The sequence below is a fragment of the Streptomyces sp. NPDC041968 genome, from assembly GCF_055589025.1.
Genome location: NZ_JBVJCB010000007.1, coordinates 34,858 through 59,976, shown reverse-complemented (window position 1 = coordinate 59,976; position 25,119 = coordinate 34,858). Strand labels below are relative to the sequence as shown.

The following is a 25,119-nucleotide window of genomic DNA, read 5'->3' as shown; positions in this document are numbered from 1 at the left end:
GCACCCTTCCCTCACCGGCCGCACTTCCGCCTGGCGCCGATCATGGCACGCCGGGCCGTGCGGCACACCGACCGCCGGCGCCCGTACCCCGGCGGGTGACGGCGTTTCAGCGCAGCTCGGCCCGGAACCCCGCCGGCGTCTGGTCCGTGTGCTGGTGGAAGAACTTGGAGAAGTTCGCCGCGTCCGGGAAGCCGACCGCCGCGCCGACCCGGCCGATGGGCATGTCGGTGTGGGCGAGGAGGCGCTTGGCCTCCAGGACGACCCGCTTGTCGATGAACCCCTTGGGCGTCTCTCCGGTGGCGGCGCGTACCGCGCGGACGAGGGTGCGGCGGGAGTAACCGAGCGCGTCGGCGTAGGCGCTGACGCTGTGGTTGGTGGCGAAGCCCCGCTCGACCGCGTCCCGGAAGAGGGTGAAGGTGGTGTCGTTCGGCACGTCCCCGAGGCCCTCGCGCGCCGCCCGCGCGGAGCTGACCGCGAGATGGGCGAGGCGCAGCAGGAACGCGGAGAGCGTGTGGCGCAGTACGGCGGTGTGCAGGCTGAGGGGCAGGGTGGTGGCGTCCTCGTACTCCCGGTGCAGCTGGTCCAGCGCGGCCGTCAGCCCGGCGAGCCGCGCCTCGTCGGGGTGGAGCAGGGGCGGCAGGTCGTAGCGGTAGAGGCCGGTGGCCTGCACCGTGGCGCGGGGCAGGAAGCCGGGCTGCATGGTCAGCACCGTTCCGCGGTACTCGCTGTCCTGCGAGAAGCGGTGGACCTGTCCGGGCCGGATCCACAGCAGGTCGCCGGCCGTCGCCTCGTACTCGGTGAAGTCGATCATGTGACGGACCGGGCCGCCGGTGAAGAGCATGACGACGTGGAAGTCGATGCGGTGCACACGGTGCAGCGGGGCGTGTGCGTGCCAGGTGCGGCCGGCGCCCATGGGACCGACCTGCACACCGACGCCGAGGAGGCTGAGATCGACCGGGAAGGGGAAGGTGTCGATCCCGTCGCCTCCGCCGATGCCGCCACCGTCACGGTCTTGGATGTTTTCGTCCGCCATGTCCTTCTCGTGCCGTTCCACCCGTGCGCCCGGTCGCGCGGGCGTGTCCCAGTTTCACCACAGGCTGGCACACGACGACCTTCACTCACAAAAGTCAGACTTTTAAGTTTGAACACGTCAGACCGGCAACTTCGCTCCGATCGAGGATTTCTTGAAGATGAGCACGCACACAGTGGACAGCGCGGACCGCTTCGAATGGACCGAACTCGACCGGCGTGCCGTCGACACCGCCCGTGTCCTCGCGGCCGACGCCGTGCAGAAGGTCGGCAACGGGCATCCGGGTACGGCGATGGCCCTGGCCCCGGCCGCGTACACGCTCTTTCAGAAGGTGATGCGACACGATCCGGCCGATCCGGAGTGGACCGGCCGTGACCGCTTCGTCCTCTCCCCCGGCCACACCTCGCTGACCCTCTACACCCAGCTCCACCTCGCCGGGTACGAGCTGGAACTTGACGATCTGAAGGCCTTCCGTACCCACGGCGCCAAGACGCCCGGCCACCCCGAGTACGGACACACCGCGGGCGTGGAGACCACCACCGGGCCGCTGGGCCAGGGCGTCGCCAACGCGGTGGGCATGGCGATGGCCGCCCGGTACGAGCGGGGCCTGTTCGACCCGGAGGCCCCCACGGGCGAGTCCCCCTTCGACCACACCGTCTGGGCGATCGTCTCCGACGGCGACCTCCAGGAGGGCGTCTCCGCGGAGGCGTCGTCGCTCGCCGGTCACCAGCGGCTCGGCAACCTCGTCCTCCTCTACGACGACAACCACATCTCCATCGAGGGCGACACCGCGACCGCCTTCTCCGAGGACGTGCTGAAGCGGTACGAGGCCTACGGCTGGCACGTACGGCGCATCGAGCCCGCCGAGAACGGCGACGTCGACCCGCACGCCCTGTACGCGGCGCTGACCGCGGCCAGGGCGGAGACCGGCCGGCCCTCCATCATCGCCATGCGCACGATCATCGCCTGGCCCGCCCCGAACGCGCGGAACACCGAGGCCTCCCACGGCTCCGCCCTCGGCGAGGACGAGGTCGCCGCCACCAAGCGCGTCCTCGGCTTCGCCCCGGACCGGAGCTTCGAGGTCCCGGACGAGGTCCTCGCCCACACCCGCCGGGCCCTGGACCGGGGTGCCGAGGCGCACGCCGCCTGGGACAAGCGGATCGACAAGTGGCGGGGCGCCCAGCCGCGGCGCGCCGAACTCTTCGACCGGGTGGTGGCCGGCCGGCTGCCCGAGGGCTGGGCGGACGCGCTGCCGGTGTTCGAGACGGGCAAGGCGCTCGCCACCCGCGCCGCCTCCGGCCAGGTCCTCCAGGCACTCGGTCCGGTGCTGCCCGAGCTGTGGGGCGGCTCGGCCGACCTGGCCGGTTCGAACAACACCACGATCGACAGCACCAGCTCCTTCCTCCCCGAGGACAACCCGCTGCCGACGGCCGACCCCTACGGCCGCACCGTCCACTTCGGCATCCGCGAGTTCTCGATGGCGGCGGAGATGAACGGCATCGCGCTGCACGGCAACACCCGCGTCTACGGCGGCACCTTCCTGGTCTTCTCCGACTACATGCGCAACGCCGTGCGGATGTCCGCGCTGATGCAGCTGCCGGTGACGTACGTCTGGACGCACGACTCCATCGGCCTCGGCGAGGACGGCCCGACCCACCAGCCCGTCGAACACCTCGCCTCGCTGCGCGCCGTCCCGGGTCTGAACGTGGTCCGCCCGGCCGACGCCAACGAGACCGCGACCGCCTGGGCCGAGATCCTCCGGCGCCACTCGACCCGGCCGGCCCCGCACGGCCTCGTCCTCACCCGCCAGGGCGTGCCGACCTACGAGCCGAACCCCGACGCGGCCAGGGGCGGATACGTCCTGGCGGACGCCTCCACCGGCGCCCCGGACGTCGTCCTGATCGCCACCGGGTCCGAGGTGCAGCTCGCCGTGGCGGCCCGGGAGGCGCTGGAGGCCGAGGGGACCGCCACCCGGGTGGTGTCGATGCCGTCCGTGGAGTGGTTCGAGGAGCAGCCGCGCGCGTACCGCGAGAGCGTGCTGCCGCCGTCCGTGCGGGCCCGGGTGGCCGTGGAGGCCGGTATCGGCCTGACCTGGCACCGGTTCGTCGGGGACGCGGGACGCATCGTCTCCCTGGAGCACTTCGGCGCCTCCGCCGACGCCGAGACCCTGTTCACCGAGTTCGGCTTCACCGCCGAGCACGTCGTCGCCGCCGCCAGGGAGTCCCTGGCCGCCGTCCGCGGCTGATCCGGCCGGATCGCACCGGACCGCGTCCGACCGCACCGGTCGGCCGGCCGCGGGAAGAACCCACGAGGAACCGCAGAAAGAGAAGATGATCACTGTGACCGAAGCAACCGCGACCGCGGGAGCACTGCGACGCCTGTCCGAGGCGGGCGTCTCCGTATGGCTGGACGACCTGTCGCGGCGGCGGATCGAGTCCGGCAACCTCGCCGAGCTGATCGCGACGAGGAACGTCGTCGGCGTCACCACCAACCCCTCGATCTTCCAGGCCGCGATCGGCTCCGGAGAGGGTTACGAGGAGCAGCTCGCCGACCTCGCGACCCGGGGCGTCACCGTCGACGAGGCGGTCCGCATGATGACCACCGCCGACGTCCGCGCCGCCGCCGACGTGCTGCGCGAGGTGTACGACGCCACCGGCGGCCGGGACGGCCGGGTCTCCATCGAGGTCGACCCGCGGCTCGCCCACGACACGCGGGCCACCATCGCCGAGGCCCGTCAGCTGGCGTGGCTGGTGGACCGCCCCAACGTGATGATCAAGATCCCGGCGACGAAGGCCGGTCTCCCGGCGATCACCGAGGTCATCGGCGCCGGCATCAGCGTCAACGTCACGCTGATCTTCTCCCTGGAGCGCTACCGCGAGGTCATGGCCGCCTATCTCGCCGGCCTGGAGAAGGCCCGGGCGGCCGGGCTCGACCTGGCGGACATCCACTCCGTCGCCTCCTTCTTCGTCTCCCGCGTCGACAGCGAGATCGACAAGCGGCTGTCCCTGCTGGGCACGGACGAGGCCCTCGCCCTGCGGGGCAAGGCGGCCCTGGCCAACGCACGGCTGGCCTACGAGGCGTACGAGGAGGTCTTCGCCGGCGAGCGCTTCACCGCCCTCGCCGGAGCCGGTGCCCACCCCCAGCGCCCTCTGTGGGCGTCGACCGGGGTGAAGGACCCGGCATTCCGGGACACCCTGTACGTGGAGGAGCTGGTCGCTCCCGGCACCGTGAACACGATGCCGGAGGCCACCCTGGCCGCCGCCGCGGATCACGGCGACGTCCGGGGCGACACGGTCACCGGTGGTTACGCCCAGGCCCGGGCGGACCTGGAGGCCGTGGAGCGGCTCGGCATCGCGTACGACGAGGTGGTGCAGCAGCTGGAGCAGGAGGGCGTGGCCAAGTTCGAGGCGGCCTGGCAGGACCTGCTCGACGCCGTGACGAAGTCCCTCGACAGCAAGGGAGTTGACGGGGAATGAGCGAGGACCTTCCCGCTACGACGGTCCACGAGACCAAGGCGACGAAGGAGGCCAAGGAGGCCGAGGCCGCGCAGGAGGCCGCGGGGCCGCTGCACGCCGAGGAGGCCGAGGAGGCCGAACAGGCCGCGGCCGCCGGGGCACCGAAGGCGGCGAGGTCGGGCAGGCCCGCCCGGGCCGCCCAGAAGACCGGGACGGCCCGCGCCGCCAAGAACGCGAAGCAGAAGAGCGCGGCCGGGCGGACCGTGGCGCCCGCGGCACCGCTCGACTGGAGCAACCCGCTGCGCGATCCCCAGGACCGCCGCCTCCCCCGGATCGCCGGCCCGTCCGGGCTGGTCATCTTCGGCGTCACCGGCGACCTGTCGCGGCGCAAGCTGATGCCGGCCGTGTACGACCTGGCCAACCGCGGTCTGCTGCCGCCGGGCTTCTCCCTGGTCGGCTTCGCGCGCCGGGACTGGGAGGACCAGGACTTCGCGCAGGTCGTGCACGACGCCGTCAAGGAGCACGCGCGCACGCCGTTCCGCGAGGAGGTCTGGCAGCAGCTGGCCGAGGGCATGCGCTTCATCCCGGGCGACTTCGACGACGACGACGCGTTCGAACAGCTGCGCGCGGCCGTGGAGGAGCTGGACGCCTCCCGCGGGACCAGCGGCAACTACGCCTTCTACCTCTCGGTGCCGCCGAAGTTCTTCCCCAAGGTCGTCCAGCAGCTCAAGAAGCACGGGCTGACCGACGCCCCCGAGGGCTCCTGGCGCCGCGCCGTCATCGAGAAGCCGTTCGGGCACGACCTGGACAGCGCCCGCGACCTGAACGCGCTGGTGCACGAGGTGTTCGACCCGGAGCAGGTGTTCCGGATCGACCACTACCTGGGCAAGGAGACCGTCCAGAACATCCTGGCGCTGCGCTTCGCCAACCAGATGTACGAGCCGATCTGGAACCGGTCTTACGTGGACCACGTGCAGATCACCATGGCCGAGGACATCGGCATCGGCGGCCGGGCCGGCTACTACGACGGCATCGGCGCCGCCCGCGACGTCATTCAGAACCACCTGCTCCAGCTGATGGCCCTCACCGCCATGGAGGAGCCCGCCTCCTTCGACGCCCCCTCGCTGCTCACCGAGAAGCTGAAGGTGCTGAAGGCGGTACGGCTGCCGGACGACCTCGGCGAGCACACCGTGCGCGGGCAGTACGCGGGCGGCTGGCAGGGCGGCGCGCAGGTGCCCGGCTACCTGGAGGAGGAGGGCATCGACCCGGCCTCCACGACCGACACCTACGCCGCGATCAAGCTGGGCATCGACAACCGCCGCTGGGCGGGCGTCCCCTTCTACCTGCGCACCGGCAAGCGGCTGGGCCGCCGGGTCACCGAGATCGCGGTGGTCTTCCAGCGGGCCCCGCACTCCCCCTTCGACTCCACCGCCACGGAGGAACTGGGCGAGAACGCCATCGTCATCCGCGTCCAGCCGGACGAGGGCATGACGGTGCGGTTCGGCTCGAAGGTGCCCGGCACCTCGATGGAGATCCGGGACGTGTCGATGGACTTCGCGTACGGCGAGTCGTTCACGGAGTCCAGCCCGGAGGCGTACGAACGGCTGATCCTGGACGTCCTCCTGGGCGACGCCAACCTCTTCCCCCGCCACCAGGAGGTGGAGGAGTCCTGGCGCATCCTGGACCCGATTGAGGAGTACTGGGCCACGCACGAGCGGCCCGCGCAGTACGCCTCCGGCGGCTGGGGACCGCGGGAAGCCGACGAGATGCTCGCACGAGACGGACGGAGCTGGCGCAGGCCATGAGGATCGACCTGACCGACACCACGGCAAGCAAGATCAACAAGGCGCTGGTGCAGGGCCGCCGGGCCATCGGCACGCCGGCCGTGGGCATGGTCCTGACGATGGTGATCGTCACGGACGAGGAGAACGCCTACGACGCCATCAAGGCGGCCGAGGAGGCCTCGCACGAGCACCCCTCGCGCACCTTGGTCGTCATCAAGCGGCACGCCCGCAACCTGCGCGACCGCACCCGCTCGCACCTCGACGCCGAGGTCCGGGTGGGCTCCGAGGCCGGCACCGGCGAGACGGTCGTGCTGCGCATGTACGGCGAGGTGTCCGAGCACGCCGACTCGGTCGTGCTGCCGCTGCTGCTGCCGGACGCCCCGGTCGTCGTGTGGTGGCCGGTGGAGGCGCCGGACGACCCCGCGAAGGACCCGCTGGGGGCGCTGGCCCAGCGCCGGATCACCGACCTCTACGCGGTCGAGCGGCCGATGGAGGTCCTGGAGCGCCGGGTCCGCACCTACGCGCCCGGTGACACCGACCTCGCCTGGACCCGGCTGACGCTGTGGCGCTCCATGCTGGCCGCCGCGCTCGACCAGGCCCGGGTGCCGGTGACCTCGGCGACCGTGGAGGCCGAGGCCGACAACCCGGCGGCCGAGCTGCTGGCCCGCTGGCTGGAGGCCCGGCTTGACGTGCGGGTCGACCGGGTGGTCACCGACGGTCCGGTCGTCACGGCCGTCCGCCTGGGCACCGCGAACGGCGAGATCCTCATCGACCGGCCGGAGGGCCCGCTCGCCACGATGACCCTTCCCGACCAGCCCCCGCGGTCCCTCGCGCTGAAGGTCCGCTCCACCTCCGAACTCATCGCCGAGGAGCTCAGGCGCCTCGACGCCGACGAGATGTACGCCATCGCCCTGCGCGGCGCGGCCGGCAAGGAGACCCCTGTCCATGTCTGACACCCCGAAGCTCGACCGGCGCCCCGAGTGGACCGCGCTGGCGGACCACCGCAAGGACGCGCTGCCGCGGCCGGACCTGCGCGAGCTGTTCGCCGACGACCCCGGGCGCGCCGAGCGGTACGTCGTGCGCGTCGGCGACCTGCGCATCGACTACTCCAAGAACCTGGTCACCGACGACACGCTCGCCCTGCTGCGGGAACTCGCCGAGGCCACGGGCGTGGCCGAGCTGCGGGACGCCATGTTCCGCGGTGAGCGGATCAACATCACCGAGGACCGGGCGGTGCTGCACACCGCGCTGCGGGCGCCCCGGGACGCGGTGATCGAGGTCGACGGTGAGAACGTCGTACCGAAGGTGCACGCCGTACTCGACAAGATGGCCGCCTTCGCGGACCGGGTCCGCTCCGGCGAGTGGACCGGCCACACCGGCAAGCGCATCCGCAACGTCGTCAACATCGGCATCGGCGGCTCGGACCTCGGTCCGGCGATGGCGTACGAGGCGCTGCGGGCCTTCACCGAACGCTCACTCACCTTCCGGTTCGTGTCCAACGTGGACGGCGCCGACCTGCACGAGGCGGTCCGGGACCTGGACCCGGCCGAGACGCTGTTCATCGTGGCGTCCAAGACCTTCACCACGATCGAGACGATCACGAACGCGACCTCGGCGCGCTCCTGGCTGCTGGCGGGGCTCGACGGCGACGAGAAGGCGGTCGCCCGGCACTTCGTGGCCCTGTCGACCAACGAGGAGAAGGTCGCCGGCTTCGGCATCGACACGGCCAACATGTTCGAGTTCTGGGACTGGGTCGGCGGCCGCTACTCGTACGACTCGGCGATCGGGCTCTCCCTCATGATCGCCATCGGCCCGGACCGCTTCCGGGAGATGCTCGACGGCTTCCGCATCGTCGACGAGCACTTCCAGAACGCCGAGGCACCGGTCAACGCGCCGCTGATCCTGGGGCTGCTGGGCGTCTGGTACGGCAACTTCATGGACGCCCAGTCGCACGCGGTGCTGCCGTACAGCCACTACCTGTCGAAGTTCACCGCCTACCTCCAGCAGCTGGACATGGAGTCCAACGGCAAGTCGGTGGACCGCGAGGGACGCCCCGTCGAGTGGCAGACCGGCCCGGTGGTGTGGGGCACGCCCGGCACCAACGGCCAGCACGCCTACTACCAGCTGATCCACCAGGGCACCAAGCTGATCCCGGCCGACCTGATCGGCTTCGCCCGGCCCGTGGCCGAGCTGAGCGACGAGCTGAAGGCCCAGCACGACCTGCTGATGGCCAACCTGTTCGCCCAGGGGCAGGCGCTGGCCTTCGGCAAGACCGCCGAGGAGGTCCGCGCGGAGGGGGTGTCCGAGGAGCAGGTGCCGCACCGCACCTTCCGGGGCAACCACCCCACGACCACCGTGCTGGCCGCCGAGCTGACCCCCTCCGTCCTCGGCCAGCTGATCGCGCTGTACGAGCACAAGGTGTTCGTGCAGGGCGCGGTCTGGAACATCGACTCCTTCGACCAGTGGGGCGTCGAACTGGGCAAGGTGCTGGCCAAGCGCGTCGAGCCGGCCCTCACCGAGGGCGCGGACGTGCCCGGCCTCGACCCCTCCACGGCCGCGCTGGTGGCCGCCTACCGTGAACTGAAGGAAGGGCACTGACATGCAGATCGGTCTTGTTGGTCTCGGCAAGATGGGCGGCAACATGCGCGAGCGCCTGCGCAACGCCGGCCACACCGTCGTCGGGTACGACACCAATCCGGAGAAGGCCGACGTCACCAGCCTGGTCGACCTGGTCGAGCAGTTGGAGCGGCCGCGCGCGATCTGGGTCATGGTGCCGGCCGGCGCCGCCACCCAGGGCGTCATCGACCAGCTGGCGAACCTGCTCCGGCACGGCGACACCGTCATCGACGGCGGCAACTCCCGCTGGACGGACGACGAGAAGCACGCCGAGGAGCTGGCCAAGCGCGGCATCAACTTCGTCGACGCCGGCGTCTCGGGCGGTGTGTGGGGCCTGAAGAACGGCTACGCCCTGATGGTCGGCGGTGAGAAGGAGGTCGTCGACGACCTCAAGCCGATCTTCGACGCGCTCAAGCCCGACGGCCCCTACGGGTACGTCCACGCCGGCAAGGTCGGCGCGGGGCACTTCTCCAAGATGGTCCACAACGGCATCGAGTACGCCATGATGCAGGCCTACGCCGAGGGCTGGGAGCTGCTGGAGAAGGTCGACTCCGTGGACAACGTCCGCGAGGTCTTCCGCTCCTGGCAGGAGGGCACGGTGATTCGCTCCTGGCTGCTGGACCTGGCCGTCAACGCCCTCGACGAGGACCACCACCTGGACAAGCTGCGCGGTTACGCGGAGGACTCCGGTGAGGGCCGCTGGACCGTGGAGGCGGCCATCGACAACGCGGTGCCGCTGCCCGCGATCACGGCGTCGCTGTTCGCCCGGTTCGCCTCCCGGCAGGACGACTCGCCGCAGATGAAGATGATCGCCGCGCTGCGCAACCAGTTCGGCGGGCACGCCGTGGAGGCCGCCAAGAAGTAGGCCGCCTGGAAAGCGCGTTGACGTGATCGGCCGGTTCGGGTCAGAGTCCCTCCCTGATGGAGATCAACGACCTGACACCGGCCGAAGCGCGCGTCTGGCGGGCGTTCGCCACCGGCACCCACGTGGACTTCCGCACGGCGGACGACGAGGACCCGGCGGGCGGCGGCTCCTGGGGGCCGGAACGGACCGTGCGCGCGGGTGTGCTGAGGGCGCTGCTCCTGGACGGCCCCCGGCAGGAGGGCGAGGTGGCCGCGCTCAATGTGGCGGGGGCGCGCGTCACCGGCACCCTGGAGTTGCAGTACGCGACGGTCGAGCACCCCGTGCGGCTGCGGCACTGCCACTTCGGGGAAACGCCCCGGCTGTACGCGGCGCGGCTGCGCGAGGTGAACCTGAGCGAGTCGGCGTTGCCCGGTCTGATCGCGCACGCGGTCCGGGTGGAGGGCGTGCTGAGGCTGACCCGCGCCCGGTTCTCCGGGATGGTGCGGCTCGGCGGCGCGGAGGTCACCGGGAGCCTGTACCTGGAGAGCACGGACCTCCACGCGCCGGACAGCGAGGGGCCGGTGCTCCAGCTGAACCAGGCGGTCCTGGGCGCCGACCTGTGGGCGCCGGGACTGCGCGCCCGCGGGGAGGTGCGGCTGACCGGCGCTCGGGTGGCCGGGACGGTCAACCTCGCCGACGCGGTCCTCGACCGGCCCGACGGCACCGCCCTGCACGCCGAGACGCTCGCTGCCGAGGCCGACGTGCTGCTGCGGCAGGCAGAGGTCCGGGGCCGGCTGGAGTTCCGGGGCGCTCGGATACCCGGCCGGCTGGACCTGTCGATGGCGCGCCTGTCCCATCCCGGGGGGACCGCGCTGCGCGCGAGCAGTACCGTGATCGGCGAGCTGTGGCTGCGCCAGTGCCCGAAGGTGGAGGGCACCCTCAACCTGCGCCGCGCCCAGGTGGACGTGCTGTTCGTGGAACCCGAGGCGGTACCGGACCGGGTGCAGCTGAACGACCTCGCCTACACCTCGCTCATCCCGCACGAGCCCGCCGAACGGCGGCTGCCCATGCTGGAGCTGGGCGACAGCTACCTGCCCTTCACCTACGAGCAGTTGACCGCCGCGTACCGCCGGATCGGCGACGACGACGCGGCCCGGCGGGTGCAGCTGGCCAAGCAGCGGCGTCGCCGGCGCACGCTGCCCTGGTACGGCCGCCTGTGGGGACACCTCCAGGACGTCACCGTCGGGTACGGCTTCCGGCCGCTGCGGGCGGGCGGCTGGCTGCTGTCGCTGCTCGCGATCGGCTCGGTGGCGTACGGCCTGGACCATCCGGCGCCGCTGAAGCCGGCCGAGGCACCCGACTTCGACCCGGTCTTCTACACCCTGGACCTGCTGCTGCCGGTGATCTCCTTCGGCCAGGAGAACGCGTTCGCCCCCGAGGGCGGGCACCAGACGCTGGCGTACCTCCTGATCATCACGGGCTGGATCCTGGCCACGACGGTGATCACCGGTCTGACCCGCACCGTCAGCCGCCAGTGAAGCCGCGCACCGCGTGCTGCGCGGCCAGTCGGACCGGGGCGCCCGCCGCCCCGTAGCCGCGGTAGCCGCCGTCCCGCTGGACGAGTTCGAAGAAGACCCGTCCGACGGTGTGCGTGTAGCAGTGCCGGAAGGTGCCGTGGGCGTCGCGGTCGTAGAGGATGCCCAGTTCACGGTAGGTCTCCAGCTCCCCGTCGGCGAACTCGTAGCGGGCGGCGAGGTCGTCGTGGTAGTTGGCGGGGATCGGCAGCAGCTGGCCTCCGGCGGCGCGGAAGCGGCGGGCGGCGGCGACCACGTCGTCGGTGGCCAGGGCGATGTGCTGGGCGTGCGCGGTGTCGTCGGTGGGGGCCGCGCCGACGGTCAGCACGATGCGGACGGCGCCGTCCTCGGTGGTGACGGCGCGGGAGCGCAGCAGGCCGTAGGGATCGGCGACGTCCACGCTCTCCTGCGGGCGCAGCCCGAGCACGCTGCGGTGGAACAGGGTCGCCTCGTCGAACTGGTGCCAGGGCTGGGCGAGGGAGAGGTGGTCGACGCGCCAGGCCGCGCCGTCCTCGGCCTCCTCACCGGTGTCCTCGAAGTCGGCCCGCCAGTCGGGCTGCCGGGTGGCCTGCCGGCCGGGCGGTCCGGGGCGCTCGGTGGCGCAGAAGAACAGCTCCGTGCCGTCGGGCGCGGCGACGGCCTCCAGCGGGGCGTCCCCGGGGGCGCGGCGGCGGGGCAGGACCGGAGCCAGCAGCGCCTCGGCGCGGCGGGCGGCCCCGGCGGGGTCGGGCGACTGAAGGCCGACGGCGGCGAGCCGGGTGCCGTCACGGCGTTCGGCCGGTCCGGTGTGGACCAGGACGCGGGCCTCGCCCCGCTGCCACAGGTCCACGGGTTTCCCGCGGTGCCGGGCGGTCCTGGCGAAGCCCAGCGCGCCGAGCACGGCCGTGACCGGTGCGGCGTCCGGGGTGACCAGCTCGGCGAAGGCGATCCCCGTGGGCGGGGAGGACGCGGGCGGCGTGGCGAGGCCGACGGTCTCCTGGAGCGTCAGCAGCGAGCGCCGGGCGTCCACGGCCGTGGAGCGGGCCTCGGACTGCCGGAAGACGTCGTTGAAGACCTCCAGGGAGAGGGGGCCGTCGTACCCGGCGCGCAGGACGTGCCGCACCAGCCCCGCGACGTCGAAGCCGCCCTGGCCCGGGAAGCAGCGGTAGTGGCGGCTCCACTGGAGCACGTCCATCGCGAGCAGCGGGGCGTCGGCGAGCTGGAGGAAGAAGATCTTCTCACCGGGAATGTCCTCGATGCCCTTGGGGTCGCTGCCGCGCGAGAGGATGTGGAAACTGTCCAGGCAGGTGCCGAGCGCCGGGTGCCCGGCCGCCTCGACGACACGCCAGGCGTGGTCGTAGGTGCTGATGTGCCGGCCCCAGGCGAGCGCCTCGTAGGCGACGCGGACGCCGTGCTCCTCGGCCAGGCCGGCCAGTCGGCTCAGCTGCTCGGCGGCGAGGTCGTCGTCGTCGAGCGCGTGCGGGGAGACGCTGGAGCAGACCAGGACGGTGTCCGCGCCGAGCCTGCGCATCAGCTCGAACTTGTGCCGGGCGCGGCGCAGGGCGCGGGCGAACTCCTCCTCGGGCAGCGCCTCGATGTCCCGCATGGGCTGGTAGAGGTCGATGGTGAGGCCGAGGTCGGCGCAGCGGGCGCGGATCTCCTCGGGGGTGAGCGGACTGGCCAGCAGGTCGTTCTCGAAGATCTCCACGCCGTCGAAGCCGGCCAGGGAGGCGGCGGTGAGCTTCTCGGTGAGGGACCCGCTGAGGGAAACGGTGGCGATGGACGTCCGCACGTGGCTACCTCTTTCCACTGCTTGCCTGCTGCGGGGCCCCGAGGGCGCCCGCCAGGTCGGTGATGTCGGCGAGCATCCGCACGGCGTCGGGTTCCCGCCCGGTCAACAGCCGGAACGCGTCGGCCGCCTGGAAGACGGCCATGCCGCCGCCGTCGAGGGTGGCGCAGCCCAGCGCGCGGGCGGTGCGCAGCAGCTCGGTCTCCAGCGGGCGGTAGACGACCTCGGCGACCCACAGCGCGGGGTGCAGCAGCTCGGCGGGCAGGGGCAGCCCCGGGTGGGCGGCCATGCCGGTGGGGGTGGCGTGCACGATGCCGTCGGCGGTGGTCAACAGCCCCGGCAGCGCGTCCGGCGCGGCGTGGGCGGCGCGGCCGTCCCCGAAGTGCCGGTCCAGCGAGGCGGCGAGGGCGGCGGCCCGTTCGGGCACCGCGTCGACGACGGTGACCCGTGCGGCGCCCAGGGTGAGCGTGGCGTGGGCGACGGCGGCCCCCGCGCCGCCCGCCCCGAGCTGCACGATCCGCTCCAGCGGGGCGTCGGGCAGTCCCCGCGCGAAGGACGCGGCGAAACCGGTGACGTCGGTGTTGTGGCCGGTGGCCCGGCCGGTGTCGTCGAAGACGACGGTGTTGACCGCGCCGAGTGCCTCCGCCTGGGGGGCGAGGGCGTCCAGGTGCTCGATGACCAGCTGCTTGCAGGGGTGGGTGATGTTCAGACCGTCGAAGCCCAGGTCGCGGGCCGCGCGCACCAGGTCGCCCACCGCCTCCGGCGGGACACCGAGGGCGTCGATGTCGATCAGCCGGTACAGGTAGCGCAGGCCCTGCCGGTCGGCCTCCCGCTCGTGCAGGGCCGGGCTGAGCGAGGGACCGATGCCGGAGCCGATCAGCCCGACGAGATACGAGTCCTTGGACACCGGGGACCTCCTGAGCGGCTCGGATCTCCACCCGAGCGTAATGTACGAACCAGTACGTTAGTCATAGCAGGAGGGCGGGGCGTCTGGGAAGCGGGAGGCTTCTACAATCACCGGCACACCCCACCGCACCCGTCGCCCCGCAGCCGAAGGATCCCGATGACCAGCGTCGACGAACCGGCACGATCCGGCGCGCGCACCCGTGACGCCGCCCGCACCCAGGCCGAGATCCTCGACGTGGCCACGCGGGAGTTCGCCCGGGCCGGCTACGACGGCGCCCGCGTGGACGAGATCGCCGCCCGCACCCGCACCACGAAGCGGATGATCTACTACTACTTCGGCGGCAAGGAGCAGTTGTTCACGGCCGTGCTGGAGCGGGCGTACAGCGTGATCCGGGAGGCCGAGCAGCGGCTCGACGTCGAGCACCTGGACCCGGTGGCGGCCATCCGGCGCCTCGCGGAGGTCACCTTCGACCACCACGAGCGGCATCCCGACTTCATCCGCCTGGTCAGCATCGAGAACATCCACGACGCCGAGCACATCGCCTCCTCCGAGATGCTCGCCAGCATCGGCTCCCCGGCGCTCGACGTGATCCGCCGGATCCTGGAGGAGGGGCGGCGGTCCGGCCTGTTCACGGCCGACGTGGACGCCGTCGACCTGCACGCCATGATCAGCTCCTTCTGCTTCTTCCGGGTCGCCAACCGGCACACCTTCGGCGCGCTGTTCGGCCGCGACCTGGTGGACCCGGCGCAGCGCGAGCACTACCGCGCCATGCTGGGCGACATGGTGATCGCCTACCTCACGGCGGAGCGCGCCGCACACTGACCGCGCGGGGCGGCGGGACGGCGGCACCCCTTGACACGCGGGAAACGTGCGCGCAACATCCCTTCCCAACCGCGACTAACTACCCAGTGGGTTAATTAGCCGATCGGCACTTCTCCCCTCCGCTCACTCCGCCTACCGTGGAGTCCCCCGAAGGAGCAACGCCGTGTCCGTCCCCGCCCCCGCGTCCCAGGGCGCCGCCCCGCCCGGCCAGCCGAAGAAGGCCGCGACCGCCGCCTGGATCGGCAGCGCCCTGGAGTACTACGACTTCTTCATCTACGGCAGTGCCGCCGCGCTGATCTTCCCCGAGATCTTCTTCGACGAGTCCGACCCGGCCACCGCGACCCTGCTGTCGCTGGCCACCTTCGGTGTCGCCTACGCGGCCCGCCCGGTCGGCGCGTTCTTCCTCGGTCACGTCGGCGACCGCATGGGCCGCAAGAAGATCATGGTGTTCACGCTGGTCCTGATGGGCGTCTCGACGTTCCTCATCGGCTGTCTGCCCACCCGCGACCAGGTCGGCACCCTGGCTCCGGTCCTGCTCGTGGCCTGCCGCGTGCTGCAGGGCATATCGGCGGCGGGCGAACAGGCGAGCGCCAACTCGATGACCCTGGAGCACGCGCCACCGCGCCGACGGGGCTTCTTCACCAGCTTCACCCTCAGCGGCACCCAGGGCGGGCAGCTGCTCGCCACCCTGGTGTTCCTCCCCGTGGCCGCGCTCCCGGAGGAGCAGTTGCTGTCCTGGGGCTGGCGCGTCCCGTTCTGGCTGAGCGTCCTGGTCGCCGTCGTCGGCTTCGTCATCCGCCGCAAGCTCGACGAGACGCCGGCCTTCGCACAGCAGGCCGCCACGGAGGGGGTCGAGAAGATGCCGCTGGTGGTGCTGGCGCGCGACCACTGGGCGGACGTGCTGCGGGTGGTCGGGGGTGCGCTCGTCGCCTCGGTCAGCACGATCTTCACGGTCTGGGCACTGGCGTACGCCACCAGCGACTCGGTCGGCATGTCCCGTACCGCCATGCTGTGGGTGGGTGCCCTCGCCAACGTCGTCGCGCTCGCCGCGATCCCGCTCTGGGCGACGCTGTCCGACCGGATCGGCAGGCGCCCGGTGTTCCTGGTCGGCGCGGTCGGCAGCGCGGTGACGATGTTCCTGTACCTGTGGGCGATCTCGTCCGGGTCCTACCCGCTGACGTTCCTGACCGGCATCCTCGCCTTCGGCGTCGTCTACAGCGCGGCGAACGGCGTGTGGCCCGCGTTCTACGGCGAGATGTTCTCCACCCGGGTCCGGCTGTCCGGGGTGGCGATCGGTACGCAGATCGGCTTCGCGGTGGCCGGCTTCGCGGTGACCTTCGCCGCGCAGATCGCCGGGCCGGACGGTGACGACTGGTTCGCGGTGGCGCTGTTCACGGCGGCGCTGTGCGTCCCGCCGGTGATCGCCGCGCTCTCGGCCCGCGAGACGCACGCGGTGCCGACGGAGGAGCTGGGCGAGCGCGCCCGGCGGGACACGGCCCGGCCGGAGACGGTGACGGCCTGACCCGGCCGCCCTCCGCCCTCCGGCCACGGGCCTCCGCCCACCGGCCGGGGCGGCGGGCCACCGGGGCACGGCGGCGAGGCCTCGCGGTCGTGCCCCGTGCCGTCGGGGCGCCCCGACGTAAGCCGTTCGCACCGCGCCCCGGCGAAAACCGCCGGTCCGAGGTCTGAAGGCGCTCGCGCGGGGTAGGCCGCACCCACCTCGACGAACGACCAAGGAGGGCGATGGGGATGGCACCGTTGCGGCAGGAGGTCGACGCCGGCGAGGCCGGGCTGGACGCCGGGGCGCTGGACCGGCTCGACGGACACTTCGCCCGGGAGGTCGACGAGGGGCGGCTGCCCGGGTTCCTGGTGGCCCTCGCCCGCGGCGGACGCGTGGCCCATCTGACCGTGCACGGCCGGCGTGACCTCGCCGCCGGACTGCCCGTGACCGCCGACACCCTGTGGCGGATCTACTCCATGACCAAGCCGGTGACGTCCGTGGCCGCGCTGATGCTGGTGGAGGAGGGCCGGCTGACGCTCGACGACCCGGTGGCCCGGTACCTGCCGTCCTTCGCCGAGCCCCGCGTGTACGTGGAGGGGGCCGCGGACGAGGTCGTCACCCGGCCCGCCGCCGGACCAATCCTGGTCCGGCATCTGATGACCCACACCGCCGGGCTGACCTTCGGCTTCTACCACGCCCACCCGGTCGACGCGCTGTACCGCGCGGCGGGTCTGGAGTCGTCGGTGCGGCCCGGCGCGGACCTGGCCGGGACGGTCGACCTGTACGCGAGTCTGCCCCTGCAGTTCGAGCCGGGCACCCAGTGGAACTACTCGGTGGCCAGCAACGTGCTGGGGCGGCTCGTGGAGGTGGTGTCCGGGCAGCCGCTCGACGTGTTCCTCGCCGAACGGCTCCTCGGGCCGCTCGGCATGACGGACACCGGCTTCCACGTCACCGACGAACAGGCCGGCCGGCTGGCCGAGCTGTACGGGGAGACGGACGGCGGCGGCATCGCCCCGGTCCCCGGGCTGCCGGTGCGGGGCAGGCCGCGGTTCCTGTCGGGCAGCGGCGGCCTGGTCTCCTCCGCGCACGACGTGCACCGCTTCACGGAGCTGCTGCGGCGCCGGGGCGAACTCGACGGCGTGCGCCTGCTCACCCCCGCCACGGTGGACCTCATGACCCGCAACCACCTGCCCGGCGGCGGCGACCTGCGCTCCGTCGGGAGCCGCCCCGCGCACGACCAGCCGGCCAACGACGGGGTCGGCTTCGGCCTCGGCGTCTCGGTGGTGATCGACCCTAGCCGTACGCAGGCGCCCTCCGGGCTCGGCACGTACGGCTGGAGCGGGGTGGCGACCACCACCTTCTGGGTCGACCCGGGGCGTGATCTGACGGTGCAGTTCATGACCCAGGTGCGGCCCAGGTCCTCGCACACGGCCTTCCGGGACCTCAAGCGGCTCGTCCACGAGGCCGTGACGGACTGACCCGGACCGACCCTGAACGGGGCCGGCCGGTGTCCGCCCGGCCCCGTTCAGGACAGGTGCGCCACCGCGTCCAGGTGGGGCAGGACGTGGTCCATGCGCTCCCGCTTGGTGCGCAGGTAGGTGATGTTGCTCTCGCAGGGCGGTATCAGCAGCGGGACCTGCTCGGCGACCTGGATGCCGTGCCGCACCAACGCCTCGCGCTTGCGCGGGTTGTTGGACATCAGCCGCACCGAACGCACCCCGAGGTCCTCCAGGATGCGAGCGGCCACCCCGTAGTCGCGGGCGTCCACCGGCAGCCCCAGGGCGAGGTTCGCCTCCACCGTGTCCAGGCCCTCCGCCTGCAACGCCATCGCGCGCAGCTTGGCGAGCAGTCCGATGCCGCGCCCCTCGTGTCCGCGCAGATAGACCACGACCCCGCTGCCGGCGGCGGCCACCGCCGCCAGCGCGGAGGCGAGTTGGTCGCCGCACTCGCAGTGCCGGGACCCGAAGGCGTCGCCCGTCAGGCACTCGGAGTGCAGCCGGGTGAGCACGCCCTCCGCCCCCGGATCGCCGTGGACCAGGGCCACTTGCTCGTCACCGCGCTCGTGGTCGACATAACCGAACGCCCGGAATTCCCCGTACACGGTGGGCAGCGGAGTCACCACCACCCGTTCCACGTCCGTGCGCTGCGATGCTTTCTTGCCGAGTACACCAATTTTTTCTGTCATGATTCTCGCGTTCCTCAACAGATGGCTCAACAGTTTTGCCGACCGAGACGAAAGGCCGTGCGGGAATGGATGTTTCACTGGTGCCGACGGACACGACCGAGGACGTGCGCGGGCGGGGCCGCGGATTGGCCCGGCAGATCGCGGTACTGCCGGTCGGAAGCTACGAACAGCACGGGCCGCACCTGCCGCTGGCCACCGACACGCTCGTCGCCTGCGCCATCGCCCGGGAGATCGCCGCCGCGCACCCGGTGCACCCGCTCCCGCCGGTGACGATCGGCTGCTCGCACGAACACGCGGACTGGCCGGGGACCGTCAGCGTCTCCTCGGTGACCCTGCACGCGGTGATACGCGACATAGCGGACTCGCTGCGCCGCTCGGGCGTGGACGCCCTGGTGGTGGTCAACGGGCACGGCGGGAACTACGTCCTCGGCAACGTCGTCCAGGAGTCGTCCGCACGCGGCGAGCGGATGGCGCTGTTCCCGGCCGCGGAGGACTGGGAGGCGGCGCGGGAGCGGGCGGGTGTGGCCACCTCGCTGCTCACCGACATGCACGCGGGGGAAATCGAGACCTCCATTCTTCTGCACACGCATCCCGAATTGGTCCGGCCTGGTTTCGAGGCCGCCGATTTCGTCGCGGACGACCGGCGTCATCTGCTCTCCCTCGGAATGTCCGCCTATACCGATTCCGGTGTCATCGGGCGTCCTTCACTCGGCTCGGCGGAAAAGGGGAAGGAACTGCTGGCGAGCCTCGCCGATTCCTTCGGGGCGTACTTTTCGATCCTGACCGCGGCGGACGCGCGCGGACCGGTGGATGAGCGCGGGTAGGGCCCGCCCGGGGCCGGCTGCGGCTGCGCACCCGGTACGCGGGCGCGCTCCGGGGCGTTCACCGGAGCCCCGCCCGCGCTCCCGGGGCCGGTGCGCGGACCCGCGTACCAGCGGACGACGAGCACTGCGACGCCGGGCAGGGCGGCCACGAAGCTGAGCACCCCGTACACCACGGCCACGCCCAGCCCGGTGCCCGCGCCCAGCCCGGCCGCTCCGAACGCCCAGGCGGTGACGCCCTCCCGGGGGCCCCAGCCGGCGACGTTCAGGGGCAGGCCCATGGCGAGCAGGGCCAGCACGGCCAGCGGCGTGAGTACGGCGACGGAGGCGCCGCTGCCGGCCACCCGGGCGGCGAGTACGAACAGCGCGAGGTGCCCGGCGAGGACGACGAGGGACGACACCGCGATCCCCGGGAGCGCGCGCCGGGACAGCAGCGCCGTACGCGCCTCGCCGAGCGTCGCCCGCAGGGCCCGCCCCCGGCGGGTGGGCGCCCGGTTCATGCGGAGGGCGAGGCCGACGGCGAGCGCGCCGAGCAGGGCCGGCCCGAGGAGAGGAGCGGTCTGCCGGGCGTCGTCGCGTACCGGAGACGGCATGACGAGCAGCACCGCGGCTCCGACGCCGACCAACGCGATCTGTCCGGCGGCCCGTTCGAGGACGACGGCCCGTACACCCCGCCCGAGGTCGCCGGCGCTCCGCCCGTGCCGTACCGCGCGGTGCACGTCGCCGAGGACACCGCCGGGCAGCGCGGCGTTGAGGAACAGCGCCCGGTAGTAGTCGGCGACGGCGGGGCCGAGGGACAGCCGGATGCCCAGTCCCCGGGCCACCACGGCCCAGCGCCAGGCGCTGAGCACGGTGGTGACCAGCCCGATGCCGAGCGCCGCGGACAGCGCGGTCCCGTCCATCCGGCGCAGCCCGTCCCACAGGACGCCGGTCCCGGTCCGCCACAGCAGTACGACGAGGATGGCGACGCCCGCGAGGGTGCCCAAGTGGGTGCGCAGGCGGGAGGTCAGGCGGGTGCGCGGACGGGTGCGCGGCGCGGGACGGCGGCCGGCATCCGTCTCCACCCGGACCGCCGATGCGCTCACGGGGCTCCGCCCGTCGGCCGGCACAGCGCCAACAGGTCGGTGTGGTGCACGACGACGGTCAGCTCCTGTGCGGCGCAGGCGGCGAGACGCTCGTCCAGGTAGCGGCCGGCCCGCTCCCCCAGCTCGGGGCGCTGCTCGACGGCCGCGCCCACCCAGCCCCGCAACCACTCGGCGGTGAGCGCGGACTCCCCGGGACCCAGCCGCCAGTGGCTCGGGTGCGTCCGCACCGTGGCACCGCGCGCCGCGAAGGCCTCCGCCGCCACGGTGACCGCGTCCGGACCGAGCAGGCCGGCCCGCCGCTGGTGGTCGTTGAAGGCCTCGGTGATCTCGGCGTCCAGCGGGTGGGCGGGGGCCAGTTCGACCCGCCCGGCGACGGAGAGGGTCAGCAGCGCGGGGCAGCCGGCCGCGGCGCAGGCGGCGGCGAGGGCGCCGACCTCCTCGGCGGTGAGCACGTCCAGCAGCGCGGAGGCCGTCACCAGCCCGGCGCCGGCCAGCGCGTCCGGGGTGAGGCGGGCGAGGTCGCCCCGCCGGGTCTCGACCGTGACGCGGCTGCCGTCGGCGGCCGAGCGCGGGGCACCGGCGGCGGCGAAGTGCAGGAGGTAGGGGTCGCGGTCGTGCAGCACCCAGTGCTGGGCACCGTCGAGCAGCGGGGCGAGCCAGCGTCCCATCGAGCCGGTGCCGCAACCGAGGTCGTGCACGACCAGGCCGCCCGCCCGGCCCGGCAGGTTGGCGAGGCGGATGCGGAGCGGGTCCAGCAGTTCACGCGCCCGCGCGGCGGCGTCGGCGGGTTCGCGGAGCCGCAGCCACTCGGGGGCGAAGCGCGGGGGGTCGTCAGGGTGTTGCGGCTCCTCGTCCGGCTCGTCCGGCCCGCCCGGCCCGTCGTCGGACGGCCCGGCGGTGCCTTGGGCGGTCCAGGCGGCGGGCCGTCCGGTAGGACTCCCGGCCGGGTCCGGCGCGGGGCCGAGGTCCTCCCGGGACTCGGTGGCGTCCCGGGCGCCGGGCTGGGCCGGGATCGCCCTCGCGGCCGATGCCGTGGTCCTCCTCATGCCGCCCTCCCGGGGGTGCTCGGCAGCCGGTGCAGGACCGCGGCCAGGCTCCTGGCCGTGGCCGCCCAGCCGTCGAGGGCCGCGCGACGGCCGCGCGCCGCGGCCTTGAGCCGGCGCCGTACGTCCGCCTCGCCGAACCAGCCGCGCAGCTCGGCGGCGAGCGCGGCGGGGTCCTCGGGCGGGACGAGGATGCCGGGCACGCCGCCGTCGGGGGCGCGCCCCACCGCCTCCGGGACGCCGCCCACGTCCGTGGCCAGTACGGGGATGCCACGCGCGAGGGCCTCCGTCACCGCCATGCCGTAGGTCTCGGCGTACGAGGTGAGGACCATGAGGTCGGCGGTGGCGTAGGTGGCGTCCAGCTCCGCGCCGGACCGCGGTCCGGCGAGCACCAGCCGCTCCTGGAGGCCGTGCCGCGCGATCAGCGCCCGCAGCCGGCCCACGTACCGCGGGTCGTGTCCGAGCCCGCCGACGCACACGCAGCTCCACGGCAGGTCGGCGACCACGGCCAGCGCCTCCACCAGCCGGTGCTGGCCCTTGCGCGGGGTGACGGCGGCGACGCACACCAGCCGGGAGACGCCGTCGGTGCCGGGCGCCAGGGGCGCGATGTCGGCGCCGGGGGCGGCGACGTGGACCCGGGCCGGGTCCAGTCCGTGATGGGAGACGAGCCGGCGCACCGCCCAGTCACTGGTGGCGACGACCGCGGAGACGGCGCGCAGCACCGCCCGTTCGCGGGCGTCCAGTGCGGCGGCGACGGCGGGGGCGAGGCCCGTCTCGTCGCCGAGCGGGAGGTGGACCAGGACGGCCATGCGCAGCCGCCGCGCCTCCGGGACGACGATCTCCGGGACACCGCAGGCGACCAGCCCGTCGAGCAGCACGACGGCACCGTCCGGCAACCGGCGAAGGACGCGCGCGAGTTCCGTACGGGCGGCCTCGTCCGGCCGGGGCCAGGCCCCGTCGACCGGCAGCCCGCGCACCCGCCACCCGAAGCCGGGCAGGTCGAGCCGAATGCGCCGGTCGTAGGCGTTGCCGCCGCTCGGTGCGGCCGGGTCGTCGACTCCGCCGGGCACGACGAAGTGCACGGAGCGCAGGGACATCGGGACGATCCCGCCCTTCCCCGGGGCGGCCGGGGCCTGCGCCGGCACGTAGCCGAGACGGGCCCGCCCCGTCGTCGCGGCGACCACCGGTTCGGTGGACGTGTCGGTCACAGGGCACGCTCGTAACTCGCCCAGGCGACGTGTGACTCGTGCAGCGTCACGGTGAGGCCGACCAGGCCCTGGGCGCCCTGCCCGAGCGCACCCTTGTGCACGCGTTCGGCGAGCCGGTCGGCGATGACCTTCGCCAGGAACTCCGTCGAGGTGTTGACGCCGGCGAAGTCCGGTTCGTTGTCGAGGTTGCGGTAGTTGAGCTCGCTGACGACGGCGCCCAGCTCCTGGGTGGCGAGCCCGATGTCGACGACGATGTTGTCGTCGTCCAACTGCTCGCGCCGGAAGGTGGCGTCCACCAGGAACGTCGCACCGTGCAGGCGCTGCGCCGGCCCGAAGACCTCGCCGCGGAAGCTGTGGGCGACCATGATGTGATCGCGGACGGTGATGCTGAACAACGGACGACCCTCCAGGTGTGGCACGTCTGGTCCCCGCCGGTCGCTGCGCGGGTACCGTCCATTACGGCCCGGTCCCCTCCCTTGTTCAGCGGCCCGTACCTCTTTCTCAAGGTCAGGCGCCGATGGCCCGGCCCGCCTCAGCCGTCGTCGCCGCCGTAGCGGATGCGGTGGCACAGGGCGGGGAGGTCGCCGGCGGCCAACCGGGCCAGGACGTCGGGCAGTTCGGCGAAGGCGGACTCACCGGTGACGAGCGCGTCCAGCGCCGGGTCGGCGAGCAGGTCCAGGGCGAGGGCGAGCCGGTCGGCGTAGGAGCGGGTGGCGCCGCGCGCCGGGGAGACGGTGCCGACCTGGCTGCTGCGCAGGGTCAGGCGCCGGGAGTGGAAGGCCTCGCCGAGCGGGAGGGCGACGCGGCGGTCGCCGTACCAGCTCAGTTCGAGGACGGTGCCCTCCGGTCGCAGCAGTTCCAGTGACCGGGTCAGGCCCGCTTCCGTCGCGCTGGCGTGGACCACGAGGTCGAGGTCCCCGCGGGCGTCGGCGGGACGGGCGAAACCGACACCGAGCGCCTCGGCGACCTGGGCCCGGCCCGGGTCGGCATCGACCAACTGCACGCGGACGCCCGGGAAACGGGCCAGCAGCGCGGCCACCGAGCAGCCGATCATGCCGCCGCCGACGACGGCGATCCGGTCGCCGACCAGGGGCGCCGCGTCCCACAGGGCGTTGACGGCGGTCTCGACGGTACCGGCGAGCACGGCCCGCCCGGCGGGGACGGCCGCGGGCACCGGGGTGACGGCGGCGGCCGGGACGACGTACCGGGTCTGGTGCGGGTACAGGCAGAAGACGGTGCGGCCGACGAGGTCCCGCGGCCCCTCCTCCACCTCCCCCACGTTGAGGTACCCGTACTTCACCGGCCCGGGGAAGTCGCCGTCCTGGAACGGCGCGCGCATCGCCGCGTACTGGTTCGCCGGCACCCGGCCGCCGAAGACGAGCGTCTCCGTGCCCCGGCTGACACCGCTGAAGAGCGTGCGCACGAGCACCTCGTCCGCGCCCCGGACGGGCAGCTCCACGTCGTGGATGGCGCCCCGGCCGGGCGAGTCGAGCCAGAACGCACGTGCGGTGCTGGTCATCGGATGTCCTCCTGAACGATCGGGAAGCCGCCCACGTACCGAGGGATGCACAGGCCGCGCACAAGGTAGCGGCGTTGATCGACTCTGTCACTCGGCCGGAGGGTGTTCGGTGGCCCTGAACGACACGTACGACGCGAGGCCCGCACAGCAGGAGACGGCGGTGGGGGCGGGAGCGCAAATCCTTCTCCTGGCGCTGCTCGGTACCGCGATCGGCATGGGCACGGCGGGCTGGCTGACCGGCCTCGCCTTCGCGTTCGCGACCTGGGCGGTGCTCTCCCGGGCCCTGCACCGCTCCCGGCTCGCCTCGTTCGGCCCGGCGAACCGGGTGACCCTCGGCCGGGCCACCCTGGTCGGCGGGGTGACGGCCCTGGTCGCCGACTCCTTCAGCGGCGCACCGCCCCTCTCGCTCCTCGTCGGCCTGACGGCCGTGGCCCTGGTCCTGGACGGTGTCGACGGCAAGGTCGCCCGCCGTACGGGCACCTGCTCCCCGCTGGGTGCCCGCTTCGACATGGAGGTCGACGCGTTCCTGATCCTGGTGCTCAGTGTCCACGTCGCGCTGGACCTGGGCCCCTGGGTGCTGCTGATCGGCGGCATGCGGTACGTGTTCGTCGCCGCGGCCCGCGTGTGGCCGTGGCTGACCGCCCCGCTGCCGCCCAGCACGGCCCGCAAGACGGTGGCCGCGCTGCAGGGCGTACTGCTGCTGCTCGCGGGCGCCGACCTGCTGCCGGGGCCGGTGAACGCCGGGGTGGTGCTGCTGGCGCTGGGTCTGCTGGTGTGGTCGTTCGGACGGGACGTGCGGTGGCTGTGGCGGACCTCGCGGATGCCGGGCGGCGCCCGGGCCGAGGTGCTGCGGGAACTGGTCGCGCGGTGAGGTTTCCCCCCGTCCGGCGGAGCGCGGCGGGCCGGACGGCAGGAGGACGGGTCGCCTCCCCCGTGCGGCCCGCCGCGCCGTCCCCG

The 25,119-nt window shown here is 73.1% G+C and carries 20 protein-coding genes and 1 pseudogene; 12 read left to right on the top strand and 9 right to left on the bottom strand.

Annotation, left to right across the window (positions count from 1 at the left end; translation table 11 throughout):
• Window positions 1–106: 106 nt before the first annotated feature.
• Window positions 107–1,033, bottom strand: coding sequence for a helix-turn-helix transcriptional regulator (locus ACZ6EG_RS18275; RefSeq protein WP_469605658.1), 927 nt, complete (start codon window positions 1,031–1,033; stop codon window positions 107–109).
• A gap of 157 nt (window positions 1,034–1,190) precedes the next feature.
• On the opposite strand from ACZ6EG_RS18275, the gene tkt reads away from it, so the two are divergent.
• The 7 genes from tkt (at window position 1,191) to ACZ6EG_RS18240 (ending at window position 11,267) form a co-directional block, all read left to right on the top strand.
• On the top strand, window positions 1,191–3,275 hold the full coding sequence (tkt, locus tag ACZ6EG_RS18270) for a transketolase (protein WP_469605655.1): 2,085 nt from the start codon (window positions 1,191–1,193) through the stop codon (window positions 3,273–3,275).
• Between the two features lie 85 nt (window positions 3,276–3,360).
• A complete protein-coding gene (gene tal / locus ACZ6EG_RS18265; RefSeq protein WP_391972438.1) occupies window positions 3,361–4,506 on the top strand; it encodes a transaldolase in 1,146 nt (381 codons plus the stop codon).
• The gene (zwf, locus tag ACZ6EG_RS18260; RefSeq protein ID WP_469605651.1) at window positions 4,503–6,290 is read left to right on the top strand and encodes a glucose-6-phosphate dehydrogenase; all 1,788 of its coding nucleotides are present in this window, start codon (window positions 4,503–4,505) and stop codon (window positions 6,288–6,290) included. The genes tal and zwf overlap by 4 nt, the downstream gene beginning before the upstream one ends.
• Entirely contained in the window at window positions 6,287–7,222 is a 936-nt protein-coding gene (gene opcA / locus ACZ6EG_RS18255; RefSeq protein ID WP_356610911.1) for a glucose-6-phosphate dehydrogenase assembly protein OpcA, read from the top strand. Before zwf ends, opcA begins: the two co-directional genes overlap by 4 nt.
• Entirely contained in the window at window positions 7,215–8,867 is a 1,653-nt protein-coding gene (pgi, locus tag ACZ6EG_RS18250; protein ID WP_391972440.1) for a glucose-6-phosphate isomerase, read from the top strand. Before opcA ends, pgi begins: the two co-directional genes overlap by 8 nt.
• A gap of 1 nt (window position 8,868) precedes the next feature.
• Window positions 8,869–9,750, top strand: coding sequence for a phosphogluconate dehydrogenase (NAD(+)-dependent, decarboxylating) (gene gnd / locus ACZ6EG_RS18245; RefSeq protein ID WP_391972441.1), 882 nt, complete (start codon window positions 8,869–8,871; stop codon window positions 9,748–9,750).
• A 56-nt stretch (window positions 9,751–9,806) separates the two neighbouring features.
• Window positions 9,807–11,267 carry a membrane-associated oxidoreductase gene (locus tag ACZ6EG_RS18240; protein ID WP_391972442.1) on the top strand — a complete coding sequence of 487 codons (1,461 nt, stop codon included), beginning with the start codon at window positions 9,807–9,809 and terminating at the stop codon, window positions 11,265–11,267.
• Here the strand turns inward: ACZ6EG_RS18240 and ACZ6EG_RS18235 are convergent.
• Window positions 11,254–13,074, bottom strand: coding sequence for a TIM barrel protein (locus ACZ6EG_RS18235; protein ID WP_469605646.1), 1,821 nt, complete (start codon window positions 13,072–13,074; stop codon window positions 11,254–11,256). The two genes, ACZ6EG_RS18240 and ACZ6EG_RS18235, sit on opposite strands and share 14 nt — an antisense overlap.
• A gap of 4 nt (window positions 13,075–13,078) precedes the next feature.
• Window positions 13,079–13,978 carry a shikimate dehydrogenase gene (locus tag ACZ6EG_RS18230; protein ID WP_469605643.1) on the bottom strand — a complete coding sequence of 300 codons (900 nt, stop codon included), beginning with the start codon at window positions 13,976–13,978 and terminating at the stop codon, window positions 13,079–13,081.
• Between the two features lie 156 nt (window positions 13,979–14,134).
• Here ACZ6EG_RS18230 and ACZ6EG_RS18225 point away from each other — a divergent pair, with 156 nt between their 5' ends.
• The 3 genes from ACZ6EG_RS18225 (at window position 14,135) to ACZ6EG_RS18215 (ending at window position 17,779) form a co-directional block, all read left to right on the top strand.
• Complete coding sequence (locus tag ACZ6EG_RS18225) at window positions 14,135–14,800, top strand: TetR/AcrR family transcriptional regulator (protein WP_391972445.1); 666 nt, start codon at window positions 14,135–14,137, stop codon at window positions 14,798–14,800.
• Window positions 14,801–14,963: 163 nt separating this feature from the next.
• On the top strand, window positions 14,964–16,322 hold the full coding sequence (locus ACZ6EG_RS18220; RefSeq protein WP_391972446.1) for an MFS transporter: 1,359 nt from the start codon (window positions 14,964–14,966) through the stop codon (window positions 16,320–16,322).
• Between the two features lie 227 nt (window positions 16,323–16,549).
• On the top strand, window positions 16,550–17,779 hold the full coding sequence (locus ACZ6EG_RS18215; RefSeq protein WP_391972447.1) for a serine hydrolase domain-containing protein: 1,230 nt from the start codon (window positions 16,550–16,552) through the stop codon (window positions 17,777–17,779).
• Window positions 17,780–17,826: 47 nt separating this feature from the next.
• Here the strand turns inward: ACZ6EG_RS18215 and ribA are convergent, their stop codons facing one another.
• Window positions 17,827–18,486, bottom strand: a complete 660-nt coding sequence (gene ribA, locus ACZ6EG_RS18210) for a GTP cyclohydrolase II (RefSeq protein WP_391972448.1) — start codon at window positions 18,484–18,486, stop codon at window positions 17,827–17,829.
• Between the two features lie 65 nt (window positions 18,487–18,551).
• On the opposite strand from ribA, the gene ACZ6EG_RS18205 reads away from it, so the two are divergent.
• Window positions 18,552–19,310 (top strand): creatininase family protein, encoded by a 759-nt coding sequence (locus tag ACZ6EG_RS18205; protein WP_391972449.1) that lies wholly within the window; start codon window positions 18,552–18,554, stop codon window positions 19,308–19,310.
• Between the two features lie 194 nt (window positions 19,311–19,504).
• Here ACZ6EG_RS18205 and ACZ6EG_RS18200 read toward each other — a convergent pair.
• From ACZ6EG_RS18200 to ACZ6EG_RS18180, 5 genes and pseudogenes are all read right to left on the bottom strand, one after another.
• Window positions 19,505–20,371 (bottom strand): annotated as a pseudogene (locus ACZ6EG_RS18200) (lysylphosphatidylglycerol synthase transmembrane domain-containing protein); the annotation flags it as partial.
• 17 nt (window positions 20,372–20,388) lie between these two features.
• Window positions 20,389–21,438, bottom strand: a complete 1,050-nt coding sequence (locus ACZ6EG_RS18195; protein WP_391972450.1) for a trans-aconitate methyltransferase — start codon at window positions 21,436–21,438, stop codon at window positions 20,389–20,391.
• Window positions 21,435–22,643 (bottom strand): glycosyltransferase family 4 protein, encoded by a 1,209-nt coding sequence (locus ACZ6EG_RS18190; protein ID WP_469605638.1) that lies wholly within the window; start codon window positions 22,641–22,643, stop codon window positions 21,435–21,437. The genes ACZ6EG_RS18195 and ACZ6EG_RS18190 overlap by 4 nt, the downstream gene beginning before the upstream one ends.
• Window positions 22,640–23,038 (bottom strand): 6-pyruvoyl trahydropterin synthase family protein, encoded by a 399-nt coding sequence (locus ACZ6EG_RS18185; protein ID WP_391972452.1) that lies wholly within the window; start codon window positions 23,036–23,038, stop codon window positions 22,640–22,642. The genes ACZ6EG_RS18190 and ACZ6EG_RS18185 overlap by 4 nt, the downstream gene beginning before the upstream one ends.
• A 137-nt stretch (window positions 23,039–23,175) precedes the next feature.
• The gene (locus ACZ6EG_RS18180) at window positions 23,176–24,162 is read right to left on the bottom strand and encodes a zinc-dependent alcohol dehydrogenase (protein ID WP_469605635.1); all 987 of its coding nucleotides are present in this window, start codon (window positions 24,160–24,162) and stop codon (window positions 23,176–23,178) included.
• 109 nt (window positions 24,163–24,271) lie between these two features.
• On the opposite strand from ACZ6EG_RS18180, the gene ACZ6EG_RS18175 reads away from it, so the two are divergent.
• Complete coding sequence (locus ACZ6EG_RS18175) at window positions 24,272–25,033, top strand: CDP-alcohol phosphatidyltransferase family protein (RefSeq protein ID WP_391972454.1); 762 nt, start codon at window positions 24,272–24,274, stop codon at window positions 25,031–25,033.
• Window positions 25,034–25,119 lie beyond the last annotated feature (86 nt).